Origin of the sequence: Leptothrix sp. (in: b-proteobacteria) (assembly GCF_965250675.1) — a bacterium.
Taxonomy (GTDB): Bacteria; Pseudomonadota; Gammaproteobacteria; order Burkholderiales; family Burkholderiaceae_C; genus Sphaerotilus.
The window spans coordinates 217,097-230,854 of record NZ_CBDFPH010000001.1 but is presented as its reverse complement, the minus strand read 5'-3'; the positions used below and the strand labels follow the sequence as shown (position 1 = coordinate 230,854).

The window sequence follows — 13,758 nt, the reverse complement described above, 5'->3', positions numbered from 1 at the left end:
CGCAGGCATCAAGGAAAACCCTAGCCGATCAGCGCATGAAAGTACATGCGATTGCGTGCCTCGTATCAAACACCAGGGGGTCCTGCTTTTATCGTTGCGTCCGTCGATGCGAGTCCTGCATCGCACCTTCACCCGACGCTCGAACGTCGAACTGTTCCTTGTGAGGAGACACTCCATGAAGCTCAAAGCATCCCTGGCACTGGCCTTTGGCCTGGCCGCTGGCCTGACCTCCCTTGGCGCGCAAGCCGCCACCGAACTCGTCATCGCGACCGTCAACAACGGCCACATGATCGAGATGCAGAAGCTCGGCAAGAACTTCGAAGCCGCCAACCCCGACATCAAGCTCAAGTGGGTGACGCTGGAAGAAGGCGTGCTGCGCCAGCGCGTCACGACCGACATCGCCACCAAGGGCGGCCAGTTCGACGTCATGACCATCGGCATGTACGAAACCCCGATCTGGGGCAAGAAGGGCTGGCTGCAGGAACTCAAGACCGACGCCAAGTACGACGCCGACGACATCCTGCCCGCCATGCGCAATGGCCTGAGCGTGGACGGCAAGATGTACGCTGCCCCGTTCTACGGCGAAAGCTCGATGCTGATGTACCGCAAGGACCTGGCCGACAAGGTGGGCGTGACCATCCCCGACCGTCCGACCTGGGCGCAGGTCAAGGACCTCGCCGCCAAGATCCACGACCCGAAGAACGGCGTGTACGGCATCTGCCTGCGCGGCAAGCCGGGCTGGGGCGACAACATGGCCTTCCTGTCGACGCTGGTCAACACCTACGGCGGCCAGTGGTTCGACATGAGCTGGAAGCCCCAGTTGGAGTCCAAGCCCTGGAAGGAAGCCATCACGTTCTACGTCGACCTGCTGAAGAACTACGGCCCCCCGGGCTCGTCGGCCAACAGCTTCAACGAAATCCTGGCGCTGTACAACGAAGGCAAGTGCGGCATGTGGATCGACGCCACCATCGCGGCTTCGTTCATCACCGACCCGAAGCAGTCGAAGGTGGCCGACAAGGTGGCCTTCGCGCAGGCCCCGACGCAAGTGACGCCCAAGGGCGCGAACTGGCTGTGGGCCTGGGCCCTGGCCGTGCCGTCGGGCACCAAGAAGGTTGACGCCGCACAGAAGTTCGTGAGCTGGGCCACGTCGAAGGAATACATCGAACTGGTCGCCAAGACCAACGGCTGGGCCGCCGTGCCGACCGGCACGCGCAAGAGCACCTACGCGAACCCCGAGTTCGTGAAGGCCGCCAAGTTCGCCGCCGCCGAGAAGATGGCCATCGACAGCGCCAACCCCAACGACAGCACGCTGCCCAAGTCGCCGTACGTGGGCGTGCAGTTCGCGGCCATCCCCGAGTTCCAGGCCATCGGTGTTTCAGTGGGTCAGCAGATGAGCTCGGCCCTGGCCGGCAAGACCACGGTCGACGCTGCGCTGAAGGCAGGCCAGGTCGCCGCCGAGCGTGAAATGAAGAAGGCCGGCTACTACAAGTAAGAAGCTCTGATGCCGGCCTGCGGGCCGGCCAAGGCTTCCTGGCGCGCGGGCTCTCCCCCGCGCGCCCTACCTTCTGCCTGAAGGCATCACCATGAACCGTTTTCTGCCTCGCGCCCTGATGGCGCCCGCAGTGCTCACGCTCTTCCTGTGGATGATCGTGCCGCTGCTGATGACGATCTATTTCAGCGTCATCCACTACAACCTGTTGCAGCCCGAAAAAAGCGGCTTCGCCGGGCTGGAGAACTTCCAATATTTCGTCACCGATCCGTCCTTCGGCGCGTCGGTGATCAACACGCTGCTGTTGCTGGGCAGCGTGATCGTCATCACCGTGCTGTTCGGCGTGGGCATCGCCCTGCTGATCGACGAGCCGTTTCCCGGCCGCGGCCTGGTGCGCATCCTGCTGATATCGCCTTTCTTCGTCATGCCCACGGTGAACGCGCTGCTGTGGAAGCACATGATGATGAACCCGATCTACGGCGTGCTGGCGCAGGTCTGGATCTTCTTCGGCGCCACGCCGGTGGACTGGCTCACCGACTGGCCCCTGCTGAGCGTGATCATCATGGTGGCGTGGCAGTGGCTGCCGTTTGCGACGCTGATCTTCATGACCGCGCTGCAGAGCATGAGCCGCGAGCAGCTGGAGGCCGCGCGCATGGACGGCGCCACCTACCTGCAGCAGCTGCGTTATCTGTACCTGCCGCACCTGGGCCGCTCGATGGCGGTGGTGGTGATGATCGAGCTGATCTTCCTGCTGAGCGTGTTTGCCGAGATCTACACCACCACCGGTGGCGGCCCGGGCGACGCGAGCACCAACGTGGCCTTCCTGATCTTCAAGCAGGCACTGCTGAACTTCGACGCCGGTGTGGCCTCTGCGGGCGCGCTGTTCGCAGTGGTGCTGGCCAACATCGCGGCGGCTTTCATGATCCGCCTGGTCGGCAAGAACCTGGACAAGTGAGCACGACATGGCAAGAGCTTCCACCATCACCCCCGCGCTGATCCTGCGCACGGCTGCGGCCTGGGCCGTCACGCTGCTGCTGTTCTTCCCGCTCGGCTGGCTGGTCCTGACGGCGTTCAAGACCGAGTTGCAGGCCATCTCGGTGCCGCCACTGCTGTTTTTCACCCCCACGATGGAGAACTTCCACGAGGTCCAGGTCCGCAGCGACTACCTGCTGTACGCCAAGAACTCGGTCGTCACCAGCGTGATGTCGACCTTGCTGGGCCTGGCGCTGGCTGCGCCGGCGGCATATTCGATGGCCTTCTTCAAGGGCCGCCACACCAAGGACATCCTGATGTGGATGCTGTCGACCAAGATGATGCCCGCCGTGGGCGCGCTGGTGCCGATCTACGTGCTGGCGCAAAGCTCGCACCTGCTCGACACCCAGCTCGGCCTGATCATCATCTTCACGCTCAGCAACCTGCCCATCATGGTGTGGATGCTGTATTCGGGCTTCAAGGAGATCCCGCCCGAGATCCTGGAAGCTGCGCGCATGGACGGCGCCACGCTCTGGCAGGAAGCGCGTCTGGTGCTGCTGCCGCTGGGCATGGGCACCATCGCATCGACCGGCCTGCTGTGCCTGGTGCTGAGCTGGAACGAGGCCTTCTGGAGCCTCAACCTCAGCTCCGCCAACGCCGGCACGCTGGCCACGCTGATCGCCAGCTACTCCAGCCCGGAAGGCCTGTTCTGGGCCAAGCTCTCGGCCGCCTCGCTGATGGCCATTGCGCCCATCGTGGTCTTCGGCTGGTTCAGCCAGAAGCAGCTGGTGCAGGGCCTGACCTTCGGCGCCGTGAAGTAAGCGCGTCCGCCAATCAATCGAATCACAGAGACCAGGAGACCGCAACCATGGCCTACCTCCAACTCCAGGGCATCGAGAAATTCTTCGGTGAACACCGTGCCATCAAGGGCATCGACCTGACCATCAACCAGGGCGAGTTCGTCGTCTTCGTCGGCCCGTCGGGCTGCGGCAAGAGCACGCTGCTGCGGCTGATCGCCGGGCTGGAACACATCGACGGCGGCAAGCTGATGCTCGACGGCCGCGACATCACGCAGCTGCCCTCGTCCAAGCGCGACCTGGCGATGGTGTTCCAGAGCTACGCGCTCTACCCGCACATGAGCGTGTACGAGAACATGAGCTTTGCGCTCAAGCTGGCCAAGGTGGACGAGTCCATCATCCGCGAGAAGGTCGAGCGCGCCGCCAAGATCCTCAACCTGACGGCCTACCTGCAGCGCACGCCCAAGGAGTTGTCGGGCGGCCAGCGCCAGCGCGTGGCCATCGGCCGCGCCATCGTGCGCGCACCGAAGGTTTTCCTGTTCGACGAGCCGCTGTCCAACCTGGACGCCGCGCTGCGCGGCCAGACCCGCATCGAGATCGCCAAGCTGCACCGCGACCTGGGCGCGACCACGATCTACGTCACGCACGACCAGGTCGAGGCCATGACGCTGGCCGACCGCGTGGTGGTGCTGCGCGACGGCCAGATCGAGCAGGTCGGCACGCCACTGGAGCTCTACGACAAGCCGGCGAACCAGTTCGTGGCCCAGTTCATCGGCACGCCGCAGATGAACGTGATCGCCGCAGCCGACCTGCCGCAACTGAAGGACACCTACGGCCTGCCGCTGCCCACCGGCGGCTTCATCGGCCTGCGACCCGAGAACGTGACGCTGCAGCCAGTCGGCCAGGGCGCCGTGCAGGGCACGGTCGAGCTGGTCGAGGCCTTGGGCGCCGAGACGCTGATCTACCTGAGCACCGACCAGGGCGCGCAGCTGGTGTCGCGCCAGACCGAGCGCACGCACCTGCATGCCGGCGACAAGGTCGGTGTGGCGATCGACGCCAGCGCCGCGCATCTGTTTGACGCGCAAGGGCGGGTCACGCACCAGGCCTCGCATCAAGCCTCGCACCAGGCCTGAACCGGAGGACTCCGACCATGTCACTCGCCCTGTCCCAACCCCTGCAAGGCCAGATCGCCGCCGTCACCGGCGCGGCCTCCGGCATCGGCCTGGCCAGCGCCGAGGCGCTGCTGGCCGCCGGCGCCCAGGTCGTGCTGATCGACCGCGACCAGCGTGCGCTCGACGCGCTGCGCGAGAAACACGGCAGTGCCGTGCTGCCGCTGCAGCTCGACCTGCTCGACCGCGCCCGCTGCGCCGCCATGCTGCCCGAGGTGCTGGCATTGACCGGCCGGCTCGACGTCTTCCACGCCAATGCCGGGCTGTATGTCGGCGGCGACCTGATCGATGCCGACCACGACGCCATCGACCGGATGTTGAACCTCAACATCAACGTCGTGATGAAAAACGTACGCGATGTGCTGCCGCACATGATCGGCAACGGTCGGGGCGACATCATCGTCACCAGCTCGCTGGCGGCGCATTTCCCCACGCCGTGGGAGCCGGTCTACGCCTCGTCCAAGTGGGCGATCGACTGCTTCGTGCAGACCACGCGGCGCCAGGTCTTCAAGCACGGCATCCGCGTCGGCTCGATCTCGCCCGGCCCGGTCGTGACCGCGCTGCTGGCCGACTGGCCGGCCGAAAAGCTGGCCGAGGCCCGCGCCAGCGGCAGCCTGATCGAGGCCAGCGAAGTGGCCGAGGTCATCCTCTTCATGCTGACCCGGCCGCGCGGCATGACCATCCGCGACGTGGTGATGCTGCCCACCAACTTCGATCTTTAAGCTGAACTTCCAGGGATCACACCATGAACGTCATCCTCCATCTGGGACTGGGCTCGTTCCACCGCGCCCACCAGGCCGTCTATCTGCATGAGTTGCACCAGCGCGGCGACACCCGCTGGAGCCTGGCGGGCGGCAACCTGCGCCCGGACATGGCCGAGACCATGGCCGCGCTGCAGGCGCAAGGCGGCGCCTACACGCTCGAAACCGTCACGCCGCAGGGCCAGGCCACCTACACGCGCATCACGTCGATCCGTGAAGTGATCGGCTGGGACGGCCACCTGAGCGGGCTGATCGAGCGCGGCAGCGACCCGGCCACCAGGATCATCAGCTTCACCGTCACCGAGGCGGGTTACTACCTCGACGCCCAGAACCGGCTCGACCTGGAGACCTTCCCCGAACTGCGCGCCGACCTGCAGGCCAGCAAGACCGGCCACGGCCGCGACACCACGCCGTGGACGATCTACGGCGCGCTGACCGCCATCCTGCGCCGGCGCATGAACCGCGACGCCGGCCCGGTCACGCTGATGAACTGCGACAACCTGCGTCACAACGGCGAGCGCTCACGCGCCGGCCTGCTGCAGTTCATCGAGATGACCGGCGAGATCGACCTGCTGGCCTGGGTGCTGGCTCACACCGCGAGCCCCAACGCGATGGTCGACCGCATCACGCCGCGCCCGACGCCGGCCGTGCGCGAGCGCGTGCTGGCCGCCACCGGCGTGGACGACCCCGCCGCGCTGATGGGCGAGAGCTTCATCCAGTGGGTGATCGAGGACCACTTCGTCGCCGGCCGCCCGGCCTGGGAAGACGTCGGCGGCGAGATGGTGCAATCGGTCGACGCCTACGAGGAGGCCAAGATCCGCCTGCTCAACGCCCCGCACAGCTGCATCGCCTGGGCCGGCACGCTGGTGGGCTACACCTACATCCACGAGGGCACGCTCGACCCGGTGATCCGCCAGTTCGCGTTCGACTACGTCACCAACGACGTCATCCCGGTGCTGGACACGCCCGAGAAGCCCTGCCCGATCGACCTGGCCGCCTACCGCGACGTGGTGCTGGACCGCTTCGGCAACCCGGCCATTGCCGACACCAACCAGCGCGTGGCGATGGACGGTTTCAGCAAGATCCCGGGCTTCATCGCACCGACCTTCCGCGAGCGGCTGGCGCGCAACGAAAGCATCGCCAGCGTGGCGATGCTGCCGGCGCTGTTCCTGGCCTATCTGCAGGTCTGGCACCGTGGCGGCATCGCCTACACCTACCAGGATCAGGCGATGGACCCGGCCGTGGCGCATGCGATGTGCGAGTCGGCCGACCCGGTGGCGGCCTTCTGCGCCGACGTGCCGCTGTGGGGCGATCTGGCCGGGGACACGCGGCTGGTGGCGGCCGTGCGCGAGGCCAGCGCACGCGTGACGCAGTTTGTACAGACGCATCAGCCCTAAGCTCGGGGCTGGGCCGGCGCGACCCGCGTGCCGGCCAACCTGACTCCGGAGTTGTCCATGCCTGCCGCCCCCCGTTCCGTGCCGCGCCAGATCAAGCCCGAGCTGGAGCACGACTACGCCCGCCTGCCGGAGCTGGGCTACGAGCAGCCGTCCGACGTCGGCTTCATCCGCTGCCTGTCGCACGGCTTCCCGACGCCGCTGGCGCGCTGGCACTACCACGACGAATACGAGCTGCACCTGATCACCGCCACCAGCGGCAAGGTCTTCGTGGGCGACTGGATCGGCCCGTTCCAGCCCGGCCACCTGGTGCTGACCGGCCCGCGCCTGCCGCACAACTGGGTGTCGATGGACATGCCCGAGGGCGGCACGACCGAGCGCGATCTGGTGATCCAGTTCCCGCACGAGCCGCTGATGAAGGCCGCCGAATCCATCTCGGAACTGCAGGAGGTGCTGCCGATGCTGGAGCGGGCGCGCCACGGCATCGAGTTCTTCGGCCTGGGCGAGCGCACCCAGGCGCAGTGGCGGCACATCAAGGCCAGCCGCGGCCTGCGGCGCTTTGCCGCCTTCTGCGACCTGATGGCCGACCTGGCCAGCTGCACCGACTACCGCCTGCTGTCGAACGTGCAGCTGCAGAGCGACGACGACGACCACTCGCTCGACCAGATCGACGCGGTGGTGATGCGCCTGACCGAACACCTGGCCGAGCCCATTTCCGCCGCCGACATGGCCGCCGAGCTGGGCATGAGCGAGAGCCGCTTCAGCCGCTTCTTCCGCCGCGCCACCGGCAACACCTTCACCGATTTCGTCAACCGCGTGCGCATCAACCGCGCCTGCCAGCTGCTGATGGACAGTGATTGCTACATCACCAACATCTGCTACGACGTCGGCTTCAACAACGTCGCCAACTTCAACCGGCGATTCCTCGAGATCAAAGGCATGACGCCGAGCGAGTTCCGCAAGCAGGCCGACAGCCGCTTCGGCGGCGCGGCGGCGGCCTAGAGAAAGACACCCCATGTACCTCGGCATCGACCTCGGCACCTCGGAAGTGAAGTGCCTGCTGCTGGACGACCAGCACCAGATCATCGCCAGCCTGGGCGAAGCCCTCACGGTGCAGCGCCCGCAGCCGCTCTGGAGCGAGCAGCACCCCGCCGACTGGTGGACCGCCACCGACCGGGCGCTGCAGCGGCTGGCCGCATCGCACGCTGACGCGATGCGGGCGGTGCGCGCCATCGGCCTGTCGGGTCAGATGCATGGGGCCGTGCTGCTGGACGCGGCAGGTGAAGTCCTCCGCCCAGCGATTCTGTGGAACGACGGCCGCAGCGGCGCCGAGTGCGCCGAGCTGGAAGCGGCGCTGCCGACGCTGCACGCCATCACCGGCAACCTCGCCATGCCCGGCTTCACCGCACCCAAGCTGCTGTGGGTCCGCAAGCACGAGCCGGAACTGTTCAACCGCACCGCCTGCGTGCTGCTGCCCAAGGACTGGCTGCGCCTGCAGCTGACCGGCGAGCGCGTCAGCGAGATGAGCGACGCCGCCGGCACGCTCTGGCTCGACGTGGCGCAGCGCCGCTGGTCGGCCGAGGTGCTGGCCGCCTGCGGCATGACCGAAGCGCAGATGCCACGGCTGGTCGAAGGCAGCGCGCCATCCGGCACGCTGGGCGCCAAACTCGCGGCGCGCTGGGGCATGGAGGCCGGTGTGATCGTCGCCGGTGGCGGCGGTGACAACGCGGCGAGCGCGGTCGGCATCGGTGCGGTGCGGCCGGGCGAGGGCTTTGTATCGCTCGGCACCAGCGGCGTGATCTTCCTGAGCAGCGACCGCTACCGGCCCAACCCCGCCCACGCGATGCACGCCTTCTGCCACGCACTGCCGAATCGCTGGCACCAGATGAGCGTGATGCTGAGCGCGGCCAACGGCCTGCGCTGGGTCACGCAACTGCTGGGCCTGCCGAGCGAGGCCGCGCTGCTGGAGCAGGTCGCCCGCCTGACACCCGCGCAGCAGGCTGCCGCGCCGCTGTTCCTGCCCTACCTCAACGGCGAGCGCACGCCGCACAACGACCCGCACGCGCAGGGCGTGTTCTTCGGCCTGGGCAACGCGCACGACGCTGCCGCGCTGGGCTATGCGGTGATCGAGGGCGTGACCTTCGGCCTGCTCGACGGCTGGCACAGCCTAGGCACCCAGCCGGGCGAGGTGGCGCAGCTCAGCCTGGTCGGCGGCGGCGCCCGCAGCGCGCTGTGGGCGCAGTTGCTGGCCAGCGCCATCGGCGTGCCGATGGTCACGCACCACGGCGGCGAAGCGGGTGGTGCGCTGGGCGCGGCGCGGCTGGCGTGGCTGGCGGATCGGGGGCAGGACGGCGGCACGGTGGACGCCGTCTGCATCGCCCCGCCGGTGGCCGCGCGCTTCGAGCCCGATGCAGCCCAGGCCGCCCTGCTGCAGCCGCGCTACGCCCGCTTCGGCGCGCTGTACCGGGCGCTGAAGGACGAGTTCACCCGCACGGGCCTGGCTGGTTGATCGGACCGCCAATCGGTTACTTCATGAAGCCGCCGATGCACCTACCCTCGGGCATGTTCCGCAGGTCGTGAAAGGTTGAAGACTTGTAGAATTTGTTACATATCGAGCGGAGAGCGTGATGGGTATCGAAGAACTGGTTCAGGTCGTGCAGTCGCTCAACACCGACGACGCCTTCCACGCACGCCTGGACGCGCTGCAGTGGCGCACGCTGGGCGGCTACCTGGCGGCCTACGAGGTGCGGGCCGGCGACCTGCTGATCCGGCAGGGCGACACCGACCGCACCGCCTACTTTCTGGGCCGTGGCTCGCTGCAGGTCTACCGCAGCGGCGGCGCACCCGGCAGCAGCCGCATCGCGCTGCTGCGCCCGGGCGCGCTGGTGGGCGAAACAGGGCTGTTCAGCGATCAGCCGCACAGCGCCAACGTCGAGGCCATGACGCCCGCGCTGGTCTGGGGCATGCACCTGCCGCGTTTCGAGGAGCTGGCCTCGCGCGCGCCGGCCATCGCCATCGAATTGCTGCGCGCCGCCGGTGCCGTGATGGCCGCGCGCATGCGCGCCAACCTGGCGCACCAGTCCGCCGTCGCCTGACAGACAGCACGTCAACCAGACAGCCAGGAGTTGCCATGAAAACAGTCGACCCCGTCTTGTCCGAAGCACAGGTGCAGGAACGCATCGCGCACGATCTGCCGCACTGGTCTCTGGAGGCCGGACAGCTGCAACGCCGCTATCGCACCAGCGGCTGGAAGGCCACGATGATGGTGGTCAACACCATCGGCCACCTGGCCGAGGCAGCCTGGCATCACCCGGATCTGTCGGTGTCCTACGCTGCGGTGGTGGTCAAGCTGGTGACGCATTCGGCGGGGGGCATCACCGCAAAAGACTTCGCGCTGGCCGCCAAAATCGAACAGGTGGTGTGCTGGCAACCCGCGCTGGAGGCCGGCTCGGCGCTGGAGGGCACGCCGCAGGATGACCCGCGCGTGCTCTACATCAAGTACGACACCTGAGCCGGCCAGGCTGAACGGCACGCATCAATCGCCTTTCAGCAAGCGCGCCTCGGCCAGCGCCAGCCGCTCGGGCAGGCCGCTGATGACGAGCACGTCACCGCCGGCGAGTTGCAGTTCGTCGTCGCCGTTCTGCACGCGGCCGCTGTTGCGCCGCACCGAGACCACCGACACGCCCAGCGCTGGCAGCGCCAGGTCGCCCAACAGCGCACCCACGCTGGGCGAGCCGAACGGCAGGCTGACGGTATGCAGGCGCTCCTGCAGGCGGTCTTCGGCGGTGTCGTCGTCAGCGCCGTGGAAGTAGCCGCGCAGCAGGCCGTAGCGCGCATCGCGGGCGTCGCGGGTCAGACGGATGACGCGCCGCACCGGCACGCCGACCAGCGCCAGCGCGTGGCTGGCCAGCATCAGCGAGCCTTCGATGGCCTCGGGCACGACCTCGGTGGCGCCGGCGGCGCGCAGTTTTTCGAGGTCGGTGTCGTCGATGGTGCGCACCACCACCGGCACGTGCGCGGCGTGGTCGTGCACATGCTGCAGCACCTTGAGCGCCGAGGGGGTGTCGTAGTAGCTGACCACCACCGCGCTGGCGCGCGCCAGGCCGGCAGCCATCAGCGCCGGCAGGCGCGCGGCGTCACCGAAGACCACGCTCTGGCCGGCGGCGGCGGCCTGGCGGACGCGGTCGGGGTCAAGGTCGAGCGCCATGTACGGGATGCCTTCCTGCTCCAGCAGCCGCGCCAGGTTCTGGCCGCTGCGGCCGTAGCCGCAGATGATGACGTGGGCCTCGGTGCGGATGGCCTTCTTGGCGATGCTGGTGAGCTGCACCGACTGCATCAGCCAGTCATTGGCCGAGACGCGCATCACGATGGCGTTGCTGTGCATGATGATGAAGGGCGTGGCCAGCATCGACAGCACCATGCTCGCCAGCACCGGGCTCATCCACTGCTGCGCGACCAGGCCCTGTTCGGCCGCCAGGCTCAGCAGCACGAAACCGAACTCGCCGGCCTGCGCCAGGTACAGCCCGGTGCGGATCGCCACGCCGGGCGGGGCCCGGAAGGCGCGCGCCAGCAGCGTCACCAGCAGCGCCTTGGCCAGCACCGGCACTACGCTCAGCATCAGCACCAGCGGCCATTCGGCCAGCACCGGACGCCAGTCGAGCTTCATGCCGATGGTGATGAAGAACAGGCCCAGCAGCACGTCGTGGAAGGGGCGGATGTCGGTCTCGACCTGGTGCTTGAACTGCGTCTCGGCGATCAGCATGCCGGCGACGAAGGCGCCGAGTGCCAGCGACAGGCCGGCGTGCTCGGTCAGCCAGGACAGGCCGAGCGTGATGAGCAGGATGTTGAGGACGAACAGCTCCTCGCTCTTGCGCCGCGCCACCTCGGTCAGCCACCAGCGCATCAGCTTGGGGCCGCCCCACAGCAGCAGCGCCAGCAGCGCGGCGGCCTTGGCCAGCGCCAGCCCCATGGTGCGCAGCAGGTCGCCGCCGTCCTGCGACAGCGCCGGAATCAGCACCAGCAGCGGCACGACGGCCAGATCCTGGAACAGCAGCACGCCCATGACGCGGCGGCCGTGCTCGCTTTCGAGCTCCAGCCGCTCGGCCATCATCTTGGCGACGATGGCGGTGCTCGACATCGCCAGCGCCGCGCCCAGCGTCAGCGCGCCCGGCCAGCTCAATTCCCAGGCGCGGGCGGTGTAGCTGAACAGCACCGTCAGCATCAGGTTGCCGAGCATGGCGCCCGCCATGGTCAGCGCCACCTGGCCCAGGCCCAGGCCAAACACCAGCCGGCGCATGCTGCGCAGCTTGGGCAGGTTGAACTCCAGCCCGATCACGAACATCAGGAACACCACACCGAACTCGGCCAGGTAGCGCACACCAGCCGAGTCGCGTGCCAGCGCCAGCGCGTTCGGCCCGATCACCACGCCCACCAGCAGATAGCCCAGCATGGCCGGCAGCTTGAGCAGGCGGCAGCCCACCACGCCCAGCACGGCGGCGATCAGGTAGAGCAGAGCGACTTCGAGGTTGGTGGCCATGCGGCAACTAAAATCGTTGCATCCTAATTCAGCCTGATGGCCAGCCGCCGTGATGCCTGCCCCCTTCGACGCGCAGCGCGCCATCCAGATCGCGCAAAAAACCCTCCGGATCGAGGCCCAGGCCTTGCTCGACCTGCAAGCGCAGCAGGGCGACAGCTTCGCGCAGGCCGTGCAGGCCGTGCTGGGCTGCCAAGGCCGGGTGGTGGTGATGGGCATGGGCAAGAGCGGCCATGTGGGCCGCAAGATTGCCGCCACGCTCGCGTCAACCGGCACGCCGGCCATGTTCGTGCACCCGGCCGAGGCCAGCCACGGCGACCTCGGCATGGTCACCGCCGGCGACGTGGTGCTGGCGATCTCCAACTCAGGCGAGAGCGACGAACTGGCCGCCATCCTGCCCGCGCTCAAGCGCATGAGCATCACGCTGGTGGCCATGACCGGCCGGGCCGAGTCGACGCTGGCGGCGCACGCCGACATCGTCATGTCCAACCGCGTCAGCCAGGAGGCCTGCCCGCTCAACCTGGCCCCCACGGCCAGCACCACCGCGCAGCTGGCGCTGGGCGACGCGCTGGCGGTGGCGCTGCTCGACGCGCGCGGCTTCCGCGAGGAAGACTTCGCCCGCTCGCACCCCGGCGGCGCACTCGGCCGCAAGCTGCTGACCCACGTGCGCGACATCATGCGCAACGGCGACGCCGTGCCGCGCGTGACGCCGCAGACACCCTTCCTCGACGTGATGCGCGAGATGAGCGCCAAGGGCCTGGGCGCCACCGCCATCGTCGATGCCACCGGCTGCGCCATCGGCATCTTCACCGACGGCGACCTGCGCCGCGCCATCGAGGCCGGCCGCAACCTGCTCGGCCTCGACGCCGCCACCGTGATGCGCCCGCAGCCGCGCACCGTGCGCGACGACGCGCTGGCCGTGGACGCCGCCACGCTGATGGAAGAGGCCCGCGTCACCACGCTGCTGGTGCGCAACGCCGAGGGCGTGCTGGTCGGCGCCCTCAACACCAACGACCTGATGCGCGCCAAGGTGATCTGAGCATGCGCACCTCACCCCCACCGCGTGTCCTGCAGCCGCAGATCCAGTTCGATCCGGCCCTGCTGCTGCTCGCGCAGGGCGTGAAGCTGGCGATCTTCGACATCGACGGCTGCCTGACCGACGGCCGCATCTACGTCGGCGCGCACGGCGAGGACTTCAAGGCCTTCAACACGCTCGACGGCCAGGGCATCAAGCTACTGCCGCCGGCGGGCATCACGCCGCTGGTGATCACCGGGCGCGATTCACCCGCCGTGCGGCGCCGTTGCGCCGATCTGGGCATCGTCCACGCCCGCTTCGGCGTGCACGACAAGCTGGCCGCCGCCACCGAGCTGCTGGCCGAGCACGACGCCGGCTGGGATCAACTGGCGGTGCTGGGCGACGACTGGCCCGACCTGCCGCTGATGACGCGCTGCGCCTTCGCGGTGGCGCCAGCCAACGCGCACATCGAGGTCTGCGCTGCGGCCCACCACGTGACCGCCCGCAGCGGCGGTCACGGCGCGGCGCGCGAGTTCTGCGATGTGCTGCTGGTGGCGTCGGGCCGCTACGCCGAGTTGCTGCACGGCCACCTGATCACGCTCGACAGCGCGGCGGGCTGAGGCAAGGC

General features: G+C 68.2%; 13 protein-coding genes. 12 read left to right on the top strand and 1 reads right to left on the bottom strand.

The features are described 5' to 3' along the window. The first annotated feature begins 175 nt into the window (after positions 1-175). The 10 genes from AC5IG3_RS00820 to AC5IG3_RS00775 all read left to right on the top strand — a co-directional run bounded on the left by AC5IG3_RS00820 (position 176) and on the right by AC5IG3_RS00775 (position 10,093). Complete coding sequence (locus tag AC5IG3_RS00820; RefSeq protein WP_491896918.1) at positions 176-1,492, top strand: ABC transporter substrate-binding protein; 1,317 nt, start codon at positions 176-178, stop codon at positions 1,490-1,492. 91 nt (positions 1,493-1,583) lie between these two features. After that, positions 1,584-2,444 (top strand): carbohydrate ABC transporter permease, encoded by an 861-nt coding sequence (locus AC5IG3_RS00815; RefSeq protein ID WP_491896917.1) that lies wholly within the window; start codon positions 1,584-1,586, stop codon positions 2,442-2,444. Between the two features lie 7 nt (positions 2,445-2,451). Further along, positions 2,452-3,282, top strand: coding sequence for a carbohydrate ABC transporter permease (locus AC5IG3_RS00810; RefSeq protein ID WP_491896916.1), 831 nt, complete (start codon positions 2,452-2,454; stop codon positions 3,280-3,282). Positions 3,283-3,329: 47 nt separating this feature from the next. Further along, complete coding sequence (locus AC5IG3_RS00805; protein ID WP_491896915.1) at positions 3,330-4,391, top strand: ABC transporter ATP-binding protein; 1,062 nt, start codon at positions 3,330-3,332, stop codon at positions 4,389-4,391. A 17-nt stretch (positions 4,392-4,408) separates the two neighbouring features. After that, a complete protein-coding gene (locus AC5IG3_RS00800) occupies positions 4,409-5,149 on the top strand; it encodes an SDR family oxidoreductase (protein WP_491896914.1) in 741 nt (246 codons plus the stop codon). 23 nt (positions 5,150-5,172) lie between these two features. Then, a complete protein-coding gene (gene dalD, locus AC5IG3_RS00795) occupies positions 5,173-6,585 on the top strand; it encodes a D-arabinitol 4-dehydrogenase (protein WP_491896913.1) in 1,413 nt (470 codons plus the stop codon). Positions 6,586-6,642: 57 nt separating this feature from the next. Further along, positions 6,643-7,584 carry an AraC family transcriptional regulator gene (locus AC5IG3_RS00790; protein ID WP_491896912.1) on the top strand — a complete coding sequence of 314 codons (942 nt, stop codon included), beginning with the start codon at positions 6,643-6,645 and terminating at the stop codon, positions 7,582-7,584. Between the two features lie 13 nt (positions 7,585-7,597). After that, on the top strand, positions 7,598-9,091 hold the full coding sequence (gene xylB, locus AC5IG3_RS00785) for a xylulokinase (protein WP_491896911.1): 1,494 nt from the start codon (positions 7,598-7,600) through the stop codon (positions 9,089-9,091). A gap of 118 nt (positions 9,092-9,209) precedes the next feature. Beyond that, entirely contained in the window at positions 9,210-9,677 is a 468-nt protein-coding gene (locus AC5IG3_RS00780; RefSeq protein WP_491896910.1) for a cyclic nucleotide-binding domain-containing protein, read from the top strand. 35 nt (positions 9,678-9,712) lie between these two features. After that, positions 9,713-10,093, top strand: a complete 381-nt coding sequence (locus AC5IG3_RS00775) for a 4a-hydroxytetrahydrobiopterin dehydratase (protein WP_491896909.1) — start codon at positions 9,713-9,715, stop codon at positions 10,091-10,093. Positions 10,094-10,117: 24 nt separating this feature from the next. Here AC5IG3_RS00775 and AC5IG3_RS00770 read toward each other — a convergent pair whose 3' ends face one another. Continuing rightward, the gene (locus AC5IG3_RS00770) at positions 10,118-12,118 is read right to left on the bottom strand and encodes a monovalent cation:proton antiporter family protein (RefSeq protein ID WP_491896908.1); all 2,001 of its coding nucleotides are present in this window, start codon (positions 12,116-12,118) and stop codon (positions 10,118-10,120) included. 52 nt (positions 12,119-12,170) lie between these two features. On the opposite strand from AC5IG3_RS00770, the gene AC5IG3_RS00765 reads away from it, so the two are divergent. Together AC5IG3_RS00765 and AC5IG3_RS00760 are read left to right on the top strand one after the other, a co-directional pair. Further along, positions 12,171-13,154: a KpsF/GutQ family sugar-phosphate isomerase gene (locus AC5IG3_RS00765; RefSeq protein WP_491896907.1), complete on the top strand. Its 984-nt coding sequence runs from the start codon at positions 12,171-12,173 to the stop codon at positions 13,152-13,154. A gap of 2 nt (positions 13,155-13,156) precedes the next feature. Beyond that, positions 13,157-13,750, top strand: coding sequence for a KdsC family phosphatase (locus AC5IG3_RS00760; protein WP_491896906.1), 594 nt, complete (start codon positions 13,157-13,159; stop codon positions 13,748-13,750). Positions 13,751-13,758 lie beyond the last annotated feature (8 nt).